Here is a 13157-nt window from a genome sequence, read left to right as displayed (position 1 = left end):
CTTCGAGGCTTCAACATCAAGGCGTTGATCCCGCCCCTTTAGCTCAGTCGGCAGAGCGTCTCCATGGTAAGGAGAAGGTCTACGGTTCGATTCCGTAAAGGGGCTCGCGAGTATGCGTAGTCTGCCCGCAGCCAAGCTGCGGGCTCGGCTCGCTTCGCAGGTGTCCTCTGGGGGCCGAGCCCCCAGGCCCCCGCCAGGGGGCAAGCCCCCTGGACCCCCAACGGTGGTCCGGTAGGATTGGGATCGGTACAGGGCGGTGTAGCTCAGTTGGCAGAGCAAGCGGCTCATAATCGCTGTGTCGCCGGTTCAAGTCCGGCCACCGCTACCGGGATTCGAGTTTTGTAGAGAAAGGCGTAGCCGTGGCTGCCACCGACGTGCGACCGAAGATCACGCTGGCGTGCGAGGAGTGCAAGCACCGCAACTACATCACCAGGAAGAACCGGCGTAACGACCCGGACCGCCTGGAGATGAAGAAGTTCTGCCCGAACTGCGGTACGCACCGGACGCACAAGGAAACCCGCTAAGCCTCAGCAGCTTCGCGAAGAGCCGCCCCGGAGACCGGGGCGGCTTCTTCACGTGTGCACCCCGATCCGCAGGCACTGGAACCCGCGCACGGTGTGATTCAGGTGACGCCGGCTGTCCAGGATTTCGATTTCCCTGACCCTGGCCACGAACGCGCGCGCCACCGCCTCGATCTCCAGCTGCGCCAACGGCGCTCCGGTACAGCGGTGCAGGCCGTAGCCGAAGCTGAGCATGTCCCGCGCGTTCCGGCGGATGTCGAACGTGTCCGGATCCGGATAGTGCCGCTCGTCCCGGTTGGCCGCGCCGAACAGGATCGCCACCCGCGAGTTCGCGGGCAGCACCGTTTCGCCGAAAGTGACGTCCTTGCGGCAGAACCGGCCCCAGATCTGGATCGGCGCCTCGTACCGGAGCCCTTCGTCGACCGCGGCCGGCACCAGCGACGGATCCTCGTGCAGCAGGGACAACTGCTCGGGATTCCGTGCCAGCGCCCAGATGAGGTTGCTGATCGCGTGGATCGTGGTGTCGAAGGCCGGCCCCGCGTAGTTCCACAACAGCTTGACCACGTGATCCGGCGGGATCTCCCCGCGTGCGGCGGCCTCGTACAGTGCCGCACCCATGCTGCCGGGTTCCAGGTCGTCCTTGGTCAGCCCCGCGATCGTCTCCAGCACCTCGCCCACGATGCCCAGCCCGCGTCTGGTGCGCTCGTTCATCGGGCCCATCGCGGCGAACACCGCGTCGCTCCCGATCACGAACTTCTCGGTCATCTCGGGCTTCAACCCGATCAGCTCACCGACCACGGTGGACGGGAACGGCCTGGCGAGTTCGGTCGCCACATCGAAACTGCCGAGTTCCACGAGCGGCGCGACGAACTCGTCCGCCCGCTGCTGTACCCAGTCGGCGAGATCGCGGACCGTGCTGAGTCTCAGCCGTTCCATCAGCGCCGCCCGCAGCGCCCCGTGTTCCGGCGGCTCGGCGGTCAGGATCACGCCCTGGACGTTCTCGTTCATCGCGGGATTGAAGGCGGTGCCCTCGGCGGAACCGAAGGTGTGCCAGTCTTTCAATGCCGCGCGAACGTCCTCGTAGCGGCTGAGTGCGTAGGCGTCCAATTTTTCCAGGTATACGGCGGGGCCGGCGTCGCGAAGCTCTCGGTAGTACCCGTAAGGCTCCTCGGCCACCTCCGGTGAAAATAGGTCCGCTGCGGACCTGACGGTGCTGTGCATGAATTCAATATTGACGGCGTTGCACTGCGTGGTACAGCTGTTTCATTCACATGGACGCGACGGCGGTCGACAGCAGGAAACGGGCGTCACGCGCCGTGCCCGCGTTCGCACGGTCAGACCAGTCGCGTCACCCGTCCACCGGCTCGGCCACGCTTGCTGGGTAGTCTCGGTGCGTGGCATTGGACCAGTCGTTCATCGGGCGGACGTACCCGCCCACCAGCACGTACGAAGTCGGCCGGGAGAAGATCCGGGAGTTCGCCGAGGCGATCGGCGACGACAACCCGGTCTACCGCGACCCCGAGGCGGCTCGCGCGGCCGGGCATCCCGACGTCATCGCGCCGCCGACGTTCCTTACGGTGATCAACCTGGCGGCCATCAACACAATCGCGAACGATCCCGAGCTCGGCCTCGACTACACGCGGATGGTGCACGGGGACCAGAGCTTCCGGTACACCCGGCCGGTGCACGCCGGCGACCGGCTGCGGCTGACCACCCACGTCGAGGACATCATGGCCCGTGCAGGCAACGACTTCCTGACCGTGCGCGCCGACATCACCGACGAGGCAGGCGAACCGGTGTGCACCACGCGCGCCCAGCTCGTCGTCCGAGGGGAAGGTTCCCGATGAGCTTCACCGTCGGCGCGGAACTGCCGCCGCTGCCAGTCCGGCTCACCAGGGACAGGCTGGTCCGGTACGCGGGCGCTTCGCTGGACTTCAACCCGATCCACTGGAACGAGCGGTTCGCCAAAGAGGTCGGCCTGCCCGACGTGATCGCGCACGGGATGCTCACCATGGCCCTCGGCGGCCGCCTCGTCACCGACTGGCTCGGCGACCCCGGCCGGCTCGTCGAATACGGCGTTCGGTTCACCCGGCCCGTCGTGGTGCCGGACGGCGAAGAGGGCGCGCTCGTCGAGTTCACCGGCAAGGTCGGTGAGGTGCGCGAGGACGGCACCGCGCGGATCGACATCACGGCAAGGTTCGACGGAAAAACGGTGCTGGGTAAGGCAACCGCGCTCGTCCGATAGCGGTCACGGGTGGAGAACGATCCCGGTCGCCACCGGGATCGGCTCCTTACCCTCGGTGTATGACCGGCCTCGTTCTGGTAGTGGTGGCCGTCGTTTCCTGGCTCCTGCCGGTCCCCGCGCGCGCCGATCCGGGCGGGTTGCAACTCGTCTCGGAGCAGCAGTTGAACGAGCGACTGCTGGAGCTGACCGTCACCACACCGGCGATCAGCGATGGAACCAGCTTCCGCGTACTGCTGCCCGACGGTTACGCCGAGCATCCCGACGAGCGCTACCGGGTGCTGTATTTGTTGCACGGCGGCACGTCCGACTACACGTGGTGGACCGGCGAAGGCGACGCCCAGGGCATCACCGCGGGCGTCCCGGTGATCGTGGTGATGCCCGACGGCGGCGCGGGCGGCTGGTACAGCGACTGGTTCAACTTCGGCGCCGGCGGCCCGCCGGAGTGGGAGACCTACCACCTCGAGCAGCTGGTGCCCTGGGTCGACGCGCATTTCCGGACCGACTCGGTGCGCGTGATCGCCGGCCTGTCGATGGGCGGGTTCGGCGCGATGAGTTATGCGGCAAGGCATCCTGGGGTGTTCGTGGCGGCCGCCAGCTTCTCCGGCGCGGTGGATCTCGACAGCATTCCGGCCACCCTGACCGTCGAGGCCTCCCCGCTGGTGGATCTTCGTATCCCGACCGCGGTCTGGGGTCTGCGGCTGCTGAGCGACGCCCGCTGGCAGGCGCACAACCCTTGGTACCTCGCGGCAAACCTGCGCGGACTGCACCTGGCCGTCTACACCGGAAACGGGCAGCCCGGCCCACTGGACGGGCCGACGCTGCCGGATCCGACGGAGTACTGGATCCACGCGGCTTCGCTGTCTTTCCACCAGCGCCTCACCGCGCTCGGCATCCCGCACACCTACGAAGACTACGGGCCCGGCACGCACACCGCGCCGTACTGGCAACGGGACCTGCGGGAGGAACTGCCCGCGCTGATGACGGCTTAGCCGGCCGCCGCGGCGACCACGCCCGCCATCGCGCGCTGGCCGTTCGCGTTGGGGTGCAAGGAAAGCGCGGGGGAGGACGGCACCAGGTCCTCCACCCACTTCGTCGCCGCCTTGGCGCACATGTCGTGGCCCTTGCTCGGTGTCGCCGTGTCGGCGTACTGCGCGCTGTGTGCTTTCGCCTGTGCCGCAAGCATGTCGTTGAACTTCGCCGCGGCCGCGCGCAGGTAGGCGACATCGGCCGAGCCCAGCGGCAGGAACGGCCAGCAGCCGCCGCCGTCGGGCAGCGCCGCCGGATAGCCGACCACGACGATCCGTGCGTTCGGTGCGTGCGCCTGGATGTCGGTCAGCACGCGGTCGATCTTCGGCGTGGTGGCGGTGATCCGGGCGGCCAGTTCGTCGCGACCGCCCGAAGCCATTCTCGCTTTGCACGGCGAAACAGCCGGATCAGTGGTCAGACAGTCGTGGGCGAGCCCGATGAACCCGACGTCGTTCCCGCCGATGCCCAACGTCACGAGCGTGGTGTTCGTGTCGAGCGAATCGAGCTGCGGCGGGTTCACGCCGTTCGCGGTCTGCTGCGGGCCGGTGATGTTCGCGGTGGTGGCGCCGCTGCAACTGGCGTCGACCAACTCGGCCATCCGCAGCTGGGCGGCGACGAGCCGCGGATAGTTGTTGTCCGAACGGTCGCAACCAGGGGGAGCGCCGACGAGCGCCCCCGTGCGCGGCGACGACGTGTACGAGTCGCCCAGCGCGACATAGCGTCCGCTCGTGGGCGCGGCCGCCGCGCTCGGCGCCGAAGACGAGGACTCGTGCTTCGAGTGGTACACGCCGAACCCGATCCCCCCGGCGACGAGCACCAGGAGGATCAGGCCGGCGAACAGCTTCCGGATCGCTACTTGGCCTCGGCCAGCAGCGTCGCGACCCGGTTCACGCCCTCGATCAGGTCCGACTCGGCGAGCGCGTAGGAGAACCGGAAGTAGCCCGGGGTACCGAAGGCCTCACCCGGCACCGCGGCCACCTCGGCCTGGCGCAGGATCAGGTCGGCCAGCTCCAGGGTGTCCTGCGGACGCTCGCCGCGGATCTCCTTGCCCAGCACGCCCTTGAAGGACGGGTACGCGTAGAACGCGCCCTTCGGGGTCGGGCACTCCACGCCGGGGATGGCCGAGAGCAGCTCGACGATCTTCTTGCGGCGCACGTCGAACGCGGCGCGCATCTCGTGCACGATGTCCAGCGGACCCGCGACGGCGGCGAGCGCGGCACGCTGCGCGACGTTCGAGACGTTGCCGCACAGGTGCGTCTGGTAGCTGGAAGCCGCCTTGATCACGTCCTGCGGGCCGAGGATCCAGCCCACCCGCCAGCCGGTCATCGAGTACGTCTTGGCGACACCGTTGAGCACCAGGGTCTGGTCGGCCAGCTCCGGCACCACGACCGGCAGCGAGTGGTTCACCGCGTCGTCGTAGACGAGGTGCTCGTAGATCTCGTCGGTGACGACCCAGATCCCGTGCTCGTAGGCCCATTTGCCGATCGCCTCGATCTGCTCGCGGGAGTACACCGAGCCCGTCGGGTTGGACGGCGAGTTGAACAGCAGCACCTTGGTGCGCTCGGTGCGCGCGGCCTCGAGCTGGTCCACGGTGACCTTGTACTCGGTCGACTCGTCCGCGGTGACCTGCACCGGGACGCCGCCGGCGAGCTTGATCGACTCGGGGTACGTGGTCCAGTACGGGGCGAGCAGCAGCACCTCGTCGCCCGGGTCGAGCAGCGTGGCGAAGGCGGAATAGACAGCCTGCTTGCCACCGTTGGTCACGAGGAACTGGGAGGCCTGCACATCGAAACCGGAGTCACGTTTGGTCTTCGCGGCCAGGGCCTCGCGCAGCTCGGGCAGGCCGGCCGCGGCGGTGTACCCGTGGTTGGCGCGGTCGCGCACGGCGGCGGCGGCGGCCTCCACGACGTAGTCCGGGGTCGGGAAGTCGGGCTGTCCCGCGCCGAAGCCGATCACCGGAGCGCCCTCGGCCTTGAGCGCCTTGACCTTCGCGTCCACCGCGAGGGTCGCCGACGGCGTGATGCCGGCGATGCGGGCCGAAATGCGCGGACGGGTGACGGTTGAAGAGGTCATGGCTTCAATGGTGGCACGCGTTGCTTGTGATCAAGCACGCAGGGGAGGGCTCGGTTGCGGGGCGCGAGAGGCCTTGCCGTAGAGTGTCGAACTTGGAACGTCCGGAACCCCGCCCCACTCCCGGCACGGGGTTGGTGAAGGATGTCCGATGAGCGTTTAGGTGTGCTCAAAGGGGTGTAGCTCAACTGGCAGAGCAGCGGTCTCCAAAACCGCAGGTTGCAGGTTCAAGTCCTGTCACCCCTGCGTCGACATAGGTGGTCCAACCCGAGGAGTGGTCGTGAGCGACAGCGACGCCGGCGGCGAGAAGGAACAGGAGTCCAAGCGGGCTTCTCGTCCGGTCACCGCCGCGGCTCGGCGCGAACGTCGCGCCTCCGCGCGCCCGGCGGGGAAGGCCACGGCCAAGGATTCGTCCGACAAGGCCCGCCCGGCAACGAAGGCGGCTTCCGCCACGGAGGGTGCGTCCAAGGCGGCCGAGACGAAGAAGGGCCGGGCGACCCCCAAGCGGGATCGCAAGCAGAAGAAGCCCTCGCTCTTCGCGAGGCTGGTGCGGTTCATCCGCGAGGTGTGGGCGGAGCTGCGCAAGGTCATCTGGCCCACGCGCAAGCAGATGATCACCTACACCACCGTGGTGCTGGTCTTCGTGGCTTTCATGGTCGCGTTGGTCTATGTGCTGGACTTCGCGTTCCGCAAGGGCGTGTTCTGGCTGTTCGGCTGAGCGCGGTCGCCGCGCACGGACCAGCATGAACACGACAAGCGACAAGTGAGAGGACGGAACGTGACCTCCGAGAACGGCGTAGCCGCCGGCGACGAGCTGGACGAGTCGGTCGAGCCGGTGAGCGAGGCAACCGAGGACGCCGCCGAGGCCGAGGACACCGCCGAGGCGCGGGCCGACCTCGAACCGACCGCCGACGTCGAGGACGAAGCAGCCGAGAGCGAGCCCGAGGCCGAAGACGAGGACCCGGTCGAGAAGCTGCGCGCGGAACTGAAGTCGCTGCCCGGCGACTGGTACGTGGTGCACTCGTACGCCGGTTACGAGAACAAGGTCAAGAACAACCTCGAGACCCGGACGACCACGCTGGACGTCGAGGACTTCATCTTCCAGATCGAGGTACCGACCGAAGAGGTCACCGAGATCAAGAACGGCCAGCGCAAGCAGGTGCAGCGCAAGGTGCTGCCCGGCTACATCCTGGTCCGGATGGAGCTCAACGACGCTTCGTGGAGCGCGGTGCGCAATACCCCCGGTGTGACCGGCTTCGTCGGCGCGACGTCCAAGCCGTCCCCGCTGACCATCGACGACGTGCTGAAGTTCCTGGCGCCGAAGGTGGAGAAGCCCGCACCGGCCAAGGCCAAGGGCGACGCCGCATCGGCGGAGGCTTCCCTGGGCGGCACCCCGGTCGAGGTGGACTTCGAGGTGGGCGAGTCGGTCACCGTCATGGACGGTCCGTTCGCCACGCTGCCCGCGACGATCAGCGAGGTCAACGCGGACGCGCAGAAGCTGAAGGTGCTGGTGTCGATCTTCGGCCGCGAGACGCCGGTCGAGTTGTCGTTCAACCAGGTCTCCAAGATCTGACGGTCTACGGGCCGGCAGTCCCCGTGCCGACGGCAGGAGTGCGGGGTACAGCAGTAGTGAATAGGACAAGGTAATGCCACCCAAGAAGAAGAAGCTTGCGGCGATCATCAAGCTGCAGATTCAGGCGGGTGCCGCGAACCCGGCCCCGCCGGTCGGCCCAGCACTGGGCCAGCACGGCGTCAACATCATGGAGTTCTGCAAGGCCTACAACGCCGCGACCGAGTCGCAGCGTGGCAACGTGGTGCCGGTCGAGATCTCCGTGTACGAAGACCGCTCGTTCGACTTCAAGCTCAAGACCCCGCCGGCCGCGAAGCTGCTGCTCAAGGCCGCCGGTGTGGAGAAGGGCTCCGGCGAGCCGCACAAGACCAAGGTCGCCAAGGTGACCTGGGACCAGGTGCGGGAGATCGCCGAGACGAAGAAGAGCGACCTGAACGCGCACGACATCGACCAAGCGGCCAAGATCATCGCAGGCACTGCCCGGTCGATGGGCATCACGGTCGAATAGCAACGTCGACCAGGCGGCGGAGTGCTCAATGGCCGCCACCGCCCGTTCGATGGGCAGCACGGTCGAACAAGAGCGCCGTACGTGGGAGGGCCAGCGCTGGCCCGGGACCACACTGATCCAATTTCGAAGTAGTTAAGGACAGCAGTATGACCAAGCGCAGCAAGGCCTATCGCCAGGCCGCCGAGCTGATCGACCGCGAGCGGCTCTACGCCCCGCTCGACGCCGCGAAGCTCGCGAAAGAAACTTCCAAGGTCAAGATGGACTCCACGGTCGAGGTGGCCGTGCGTCTGGGTGTCGACCCCCGTAAGGCCGACCAGATGGTCCGCGGCACCGTGAACCTGCCGCACGGTACCGGCAAGACAGCTCGCGTCATCGTGTTCGCGGTCGGCGACAAGGCCGCCGAGGCCGAGGCCGCCGGCGCGGACGCGGTCGGCAGCGACGAGCTGATCGAGCGGATCCAGGGTGGCTGGCTCGACTTCGACGCCGCCATCGCGACCCCGGACCAGATGGCCAAGGTCGGGCGCATCGCCCGGATCCTCGGCCCGCGTGGCCTGATGCCGAACCCGAAGACCGGCACCGTGACCCCGGCGGTCGCCAAGGCCGTTGCCGACATCAAGGGTGGCAAGATCTCCTTCCGGGTGGACAAGCAGGCCAACCTGCACCTGGTGATCGGCAAGGCGTCGTTCGAGCCGGAGAAGCTGGTCGAGAACTACGCCGCCGCGCTGGACGAGATCCTGCGTGCGAAGCCGTCCGCCGCGAAGGGCCGGTACCTGAAGAAGGTCACCTTCTCCACCACGATGGGCCCGGGCATCCCGGTCGACCCGGCGCGCACCCGCAACCTGCTCGAGGACTCCAACGCCTGAGCAGTTCCGCGTAGCGATGGCCGGTCTCCCCTTGCGGGAGGCCGGCCATCGGCGTTTCTAGCCGGTCGGGGTCGCCGCCGAGGTGGCAGGCGCGCACGTCTTCGGCCCCGGTTCGTGGCCGGTGATGAGCCACTGGCCCTTCTCGACCTTCGTCACCGTGAACACGCCCAGCGCGGGCCCCCCACTGATCGTGAACCGACACGAGTCGACGACGACGGTGTCGCCGTAGTTCTCGGTTACGTTGCTGGGCAAGGATTCCGCGTAGTCGTTGACGCTCGTCACCTGGGTCTTGAGGTCGAGTACCGCCTGCTGGCAGTCGGCGTAGCCGAGGTCGGTCGCGAACTTCTGCTGCACCGGGATGTCGAAGTACCCGCAGGCGAGATCGGGCCTGCCCTGCGCGATCTGCTGGTAGACCTTCCGCACCGCCTCGTACGGCTCGGTGGAGAGGATCTTGTTCGCGTGATAGGTCCCGCCGCCGGTCTCCGACGCCGGCCGGTCGTCGTCCTGGCTCGGGAAGAAATGGTCGTACAACAGCTTTCCCGCGATACCGAGCACCGCGATGAAGATCAGCGCGGACAACACCGAAGCCAGCGCTCGTTTGACGAACCGCGGCATCCTGATCCTCGGCCGCGGATCCGGCGGAGGTGTCGTGGTCTGGATGATTCCAGGCGGGGGCGGTTGCATCGGCGGACCGCCGCTCTGACCCGGCGCCAGTTGGCCGCCTTGGCCACCCTGCCGCTGCGCCTCGGTGAAGCGCAGGTAGTCCTGGAACTGCTGGAATTGCTGGAACTGCCGCAGTTGTTCCGCGTCGAGCTGTGGAGCCGACTGCACGACCGGCTCGCTCTGCCCGGGCTGTTGGGCAGGCTGCGCAGGCCGCGTGGGTTCCACTTCGCCGCGCTGTGCGTCGTGCTCGTTCGGCTGCTCGCCAGGTCCCTGCTCCGCCACCCGCCCATGATGACAGGCCCCCCGGTCGGCCACCCTCGATCCCCGCGTACACTTGACCGTGGTTCTACCGAAGACCGCTGGTTTTCCGGGCGCCCCGTGGCGCACGGAACGAAGGCCCCGCGAACGCGGGCGGCCCGCGCAGGAGGAACGAGGATAGCCGAGCCGTCTCGCTACGTGCTCGTAACGCCCCGCGTTCTGCTGCGCAGGGGCGTTTCGTCGTTTCAAGGCCCTCCAGGCTGGCGGTCACCAGCCAAGAGAGGAGGCGAGGAATGGCGAAGCCCGACAAGGTGGCGGCAGTCGCCGAGATCGCGGACCGGTTCCGCAACAGCTCGGCCACCGTGGTCACCGAGTACACCGGCCTCTCCGTGTCCCAGCTGAGCCAGCTGCGCCGCGCTCTCGGCACCAGTGCCAAGTACCGGGTCGCGAAGAACACCCTCGTCAAGCGTGCCGCCGAGGACGCCGGGATCGAGGGTCTCGAGGAGCTGTTCCTCGGCCCGACCGCCATCGCCTTCGTCGAAGGTGAAGCGGTCGACGCCGCGAAGGCTCTGCGTGATTTCGCGAAGGAAAACAACGCGCTTGTCATCAAGGGCGGCTACATGGATGGCCGCCCCCTCACCGTCGCCGAGATCAACCAGATCGCCGATCTCGACAGCCGTGAGGTCCTGCTGGCCAAGGCCGCAGGTGCGTTCAAGGCGAAGCTGTCCCAGGCCGCCGCGCTGTTCCAGGCGCCGGCGTCCCAGGTTGCCCGCCTTGCCGCCGCGCTCGAGGAAAAGCGCAAGGACGAGGCGCCCGCCGAGACACCGGCCGAGAGCTGACCAAACCCCATCACCACCCCTGATCAGAAAGGACCGCCATCATGGCGAAGCTGAGCACTGACGACCTGCTCGACGCTTTCAAGGAGCTCACCCTGCTCGAGCTGTCGGACTTCGTGAAGAAGTTCGAGGAGACCTTCGACGTCACCGCGGCCGCCCCGGTCGCCGTCGCGGCCGCCCCCGGCGCCGCTGCCGCCGCCCCGGCCGAGGAGGAGAAGGACGAGTTCGACGTCATCCTCGAGGGTGCCGGCGACAAGAAGATCCAGGTCATCAAGGTCGTCCGCGAGGTCGTCTCCGGCCTGGGCCTGAAGGAGGCCAAGGAGCTCGTCGAGGGCGCGCCGAAGGCCCTCCTCGAGAAGGTCGACAAGGAGGCCGCCGACGCCGCCAAGGAGAAGCTCGAGGCTGCCGGCGCCAAGGTCAGCGTCAAGTAATTTCCGTAATCCGGAAATCCCGGGCGGGCACCCCCAGTGGGTGCCCGCCCTTTTTCGTCGAAAGACTTCACCCTGTTTGTCGATTGCGAAACTCGTGAGTAACCTCCACGACGCTCAACTCGTTGCACCCAAATGACGCGGGCGTGCTCACCGTGCGCGACCTGTCTAGGGTGTGTGAGCCGTCACCGTAGGAGCTCCAGGAGGTGCGATGGGTGCCGAGGTGGTCATCGAGGGACTGACGAAGTCGTTCGGAAGGCAGACCATCTGGCGGGACGTAACGCTGACACTGCCCCCGGGTGAGGTGTCGGTGATGCTGGGTCCGTCGGGGACCGGGAAATCGGTGTTCCTCAAGTCCATGATCGGGTTGCTCAAGCCCGACCGTGGTTCCTGCATGATCAATGGCGTGGACATCGTCCGCTGCAGCGAACACAAGCTGTACGAGACGCGGAAACTGTTCGGGGTGCTGTTCCAGGACGGCGCGCTGTTCGGGTCGATGAACCTCTACGACAACGTGGCTTTCCCGCTGCGCGAGCACACGAAGAAGTCCGAGACCGAGATCCGGCGCATCGTGTTCGAGAAGCTCGAGATGACCGGTCTGGCCGGCGCGGAGAAGAAGCTGCCCGGCGAGATCTCCGGTGGGATGCGCAAGCGAGCCGGCCTGGCCCGTGCGCTGGTGCTCGACCCCGAGATCATCCTCGTGGACGAGCCGGACTCCGGGCTGGACCCGGTCCGCACCACCTACATCAGCCAGCTGTTCCTGGACGTGAACGCCCAGAGTGACGCGACGTTCCTCATCGTCACGCACAACATCAACCTCGCCCGCACCGTGCCGGACAACCTCGGCATGCTGTTCCGCAAGGAGCTGGTCATGTTCGGCCCGCGCGAGGTGCTGCTCACCAGCGAGGAGCCGGTGGTCAAGCAGTTCCTCAACGGCCGGATGGACGGCCCGATCGGGATGTCCGAGGAGAAGGACTCCGCCACCATCGCCGCCGAGCGCGCGATGTTCGAGGCCGGGCACCACGCGGGCGGCGTCGAGGAGATCACCGGGATCCCGGAGCAGATGCAGCCGGCGCCCGGGATGCCCGAACGCATGGGCGCCCGCCGCCGCAAGGACCGGGTCATGAAGATCCTGCACACGCTGCCCCCTGAGGCGCAGCAAGGGATCATCGACTCGCTCACGCCCGAGGAGCAGCAGCGTTACGGCGTCCATTCGCGACACGCGCAGCAACCGCAGACTGTCCAAACCGGACCGGTCGCGCAGCGTCACCGCGGGCAGCTGCCCAGCGACCAGGTGGCCCAGGTACCCGAGGCCGGCTGGCCGAGAACCGAGGGAACGACCGAACGAATGCGCAATCCGGGGCCAGGTGGGGCATGAGCTCGACGGCCTCCTCGGCCAAGATTCCCGGAATCGGGATGCTGCGGGAGACCGGGAAACTGTTCGCCCTCGGGCTGGACATCATTCGCGGGTTCTTTCAGCGGCCGTTCCAGATGCGGGAATTCATCCAGCAGTCCTGGTTCATCGCCAGCGTCACCATTCTGCCGACGGCACTGGTGGCGATCCCGTTCGGCGCGGTCATCTCGCTGCAGTTCGGTTCGCTCGCCCGCCAGCTCGGTGCGCAGTCCTACACCGGCGCGGGCAGCGTGCTGGCCACCGTGCAGCAGGCCAGCCCGCTGGTGACCGCGCTGCTGGTGGCCGGCGCCGGTGGTAGCGCGATCTGCGCGGACATCGGTGCCCGCACCATCCGCGAGGAGATCGACGCGATGGAGGTGCTCGGCGTCTCCGCGGTGCAGCGGCTGATCGTGCCGCGCGTGCTCGCGTCGATGCTCGTCGCGTTGCTGCTCAACGGCATGGTCAGCGTCATCGGCGTGCTCGGCGGGTATTTCTTCAACGTGGTGCTCCAGGGCGGCACGCCCGGCGCGTACCTGGCGAGTTTCTCCGCGCTGGCACAGCTGCCCGACCTGTGGGTCGGTGAGCTGAAAGCGCTGATCTTCGGGTTCATCGCGGCCGTGGTCGCGGCTTACCGGGGGCTGCACCCCTCCGGCGGGCCGAAGGGTGTCGGGGACGCGGTGAACCAGTCGGTCGTCATCACGTTCCTGATGCTCTTCGTGGTGAACTTCGTGATCACTCTGGTCTACCTGCAGATCGTGCCCGGAAAGTTGAGCTAG

General features: G+C 67.5%; 16 protein-coding genes and 3 tRNA genes. 15 read left to right on the top strand and 4 right to left on the bottom strand.

The features are described from left to right. Positions 1–32 precede the first annotated feature (32 nt). The 3 genes from VHD82_RS34335 to rpmG all read left to right on the top strand — a co-directional run bounded on the left by VHD82_RS34335 (position 33) and on the right by rpmG (position 524). Positions 33–105 (top strand) — tRNA-Thr (locus tag VHD82_RS34335). Positions 106–252: 147 nt separating this feature from the next. Further along, positions 253–325: transfer RNA gene (locus tag VHD82_RS34330), tRNA-Met, on the top strand. Positions 326–359: 34 nt separating this feature from the next. Then, on the top strand, positions 360–524 hold the full coding sequence (gene rpmG, locus VHD82_RS34325; RefSeq protein WP_144747596.1) for a 50S ribosomal protein L33: 165 nt from the start codon (positions 360–362) through the stop codon (positions 522–524). Between the two features lie 48 nt (positions 525–572). Here rpmG and VHD82_RS34320 read toward each other — a convergent pair whose 3' ends face one another. Continuing rightward, positions 573–1697 carry a cytochrome P450 gene (locus tag VHD82_RS34320; RefSeq protein ID WP_325713306.1) on the bottom strand — a complete coding sequence of 375 codons (1125 nt, stop codon included), beginning with the start codon at positions 1695–1697 and terminating at the stop codon, positions 573–575. Between the two features lie 218 nt (positions 1698–1915). Here VHD82_RS34320 and VHD82_RS34315 point away from each other — a divergent pair, with 218 nt between their 5' ends. Genes VHD82_RS34315 through VHD82_RS34305 form a run of 3 tightly spaced genes read left to right on the top strand, consistent with a single transcriptional unit; the run spans position 1916 to position 3755 of the window. Next, positions 1916–2368 (top strand): MaoC family dehydratase N-terminal domain-containing protein, encoded by a 453-nt coding sequence (locus tag VHD82_RS34315; RefSeq protein WP_325713304.1) that lies wholly within the window; start codon positions 1916–1918, stop codon positions 2366–2368. Beyond that, entirely contained in the window at positions 2365–2766 is a 402-nt protein-coding gene (locus tag VHD82_RS34310; protein ID WP_325713302.1) for a MaoC family dehydratase, read from the top strand. Before VHD82_RS34315 ends, VHD82_RS34310 begins: the two co-directional genes overlap by 4 nt. 59 nt (positions 2767–2825) lie before the next feature. Further along, positions 2826–3755 (top strand): alpha/beta hydrolase family protein, encoded by a 930-nt coding sequence (locus tag VHD82_RS34305; protein WP_325713300.1) that lies wholly within the window; start codon positions 2826–2828, stop codon positions 3753–3755. Here the strand turns inward: VHD82_RS34305 and VHD82_RS34300 are convergent. After that, positions 3752–4609, bottom strand: coding sequence for an SGNH/GDSL hydrolase family protein (locus VHD82_RS34300; protein WP_325713298.1), 858 nt, complete (start codon positions 4607–4609; stop codon positions 3752–3754). The genes VHD82_RS34305 and VHD82_RS34300 overlap by 4 nt on opposite strands. Before the next feature lie 35 nt (positions 4610–4644). Continuing rightward, positions 4645–5865, bottom strand: coding sequence for a pyridoxal phosphate-dependent aminotransferase (locus VHD82_RS34295; protein ID WP_325713296.1), 1221 nt, complete (start codon positions 5863–5865; stop codon positions 4645–4647). A gap of 170 nt (positions 5866–6035) precedes the next feature. Between VHD82_RS34295 and VHD82_RS34290 the strand changes: the two genes are divergently transcribed. The 5 genes from VHD82_RS34290 (at position 6036) to rplA (ending at position 8803) form a co-directional block, all read left to right on the top strand. Further along, positions 6036–6108, top strand: a tRNA-Trp gene (locus VHD82_RS34290). Positions 6109–6136: 28 nt separating this feature from the next. Further along, complete coding sequence (gene secE, locus VHD82_RS34285) at positions 6137–6580, top strand: preprotein translocase subunit SecE (RefSeq protein WP_422652908.1); 444 nt, start codon at positions 6137–6139, stop codon at positions 6578–6580. A 60-nt stretch (positions 6581–6640) separates the two neighbouring features. Continuing rightward, positions 6641–7435, top strand: a complete 795-nt coding sequence (gene nusG / locus VHD82_RS34280) for a transcription termination/antitermination protein NusG (protein ID WP_325713292.1) — start codon at positions 6641–6643, stop codon at positions 7433–7435. Positions 7436–7508: 73 nt separating this feature from the next. After that, entirely contained in the window at positions 7509–7940 is a 432-nt protein-coding gene (gene rplK / locus VHD82_RS34275) for a 50S ribosomal protein L11 (protein WP_139095431.1), read from the top strand. Between the two features lie 146 nt (positions 7941–8086). Then, positions 8087–8803, top strand: a complete 717-nt coding sequence (gene rplA / locus VHD82_RS34270; RefSeq protein WP_325713289.1) for a 50S ribosomal protein L1 — start codon at positions 8087–8089, stop codon at positions 8801–8803. A 57-nt stretch (positions 8804–8860) separates the two neighbouring features. Here rplA and VHD82_RS34265 read toward each other — a convergent pair whose 3' ends face one another. Then, positions 8861–9748, bottom strand: coding sequence for a hypothetical protein (locus tag VHD82_RS34265; protein WP_325713287.1), 888 nt, complete (start codon positions 9746–9748; stop codon positions 8861–8863). Between the two features lie 269 nt (positions 9749–10017). On the opposite strand from VHD82_RS34265, the gene rplJ reads away from it, so the two are divergent. The 4 genes from rplJ to VHD82_RS34245 all read left to right on the top strand — a co-directional run bounded on the left by rplJ (position 10018) and on the right by VHD82_RS34245 (position 13157). Continuing rightward, a complete protein-coding gene (gene rplJ / locus VHD82_RS34260) occupies positions 10018–10563 on the top strand; it encodes a 50S ribosomal protein L10 (RefSeq protein ID WP_325713285.1) in 546 nt (181 codons plus the stop codon). Positions 10564–10604: 41 nt separating this feature from the next. Then, the gene (gene rplL / locus VHD82_RS34255; protein ID WP_325713283.1) at positions 10605–10991 is read left to right on the top strand and encodes a 50S ribosomal protein L7/L12; all 387 of its coding nucleotides are present in this window, start codon (positions 10605–10607) and stop codon (positions 10989–10991) included. Between the two features lie 208 nt (positions 10992–11199). Next, on the top strand, positions 11200–12366 hold the full coding sequence (locus tag VHD82_RS34250; RefSeq protein ID WP_325713281.1) for an ABC transporter ATP-binding protein: 1167 nt from the start codon (positions 11200–11202) through the stop codon (positions 12364–12366). Next, a complete protein-coding gene (locus tag VHD82_RS34245; RefSeq protein WP_325713279.1) occupies positions 12363–13157 on the top strand; it encodes an ABC transporter permease in 795 nt (264 codons plus the stop codon). The genes VHD82_RS34250 and VHD82_RS34245 overlap by 4 nt, the downstream gene beginning before the upstream one ends.

Origin of the sequence: Amycolatopsis sp. (assembly GCF_035546795.1) — a bacterium.
Taxonomy (GTDB): domain Bacteria; phylum Actinomycetota; class Actinomycetes; order Mycobacteriales; family Pseudonocardiaceae; genus Amycolatopsis_E.
This window is presented reverse-complemented; position numbering and strand designations above follow the sequence as displayed.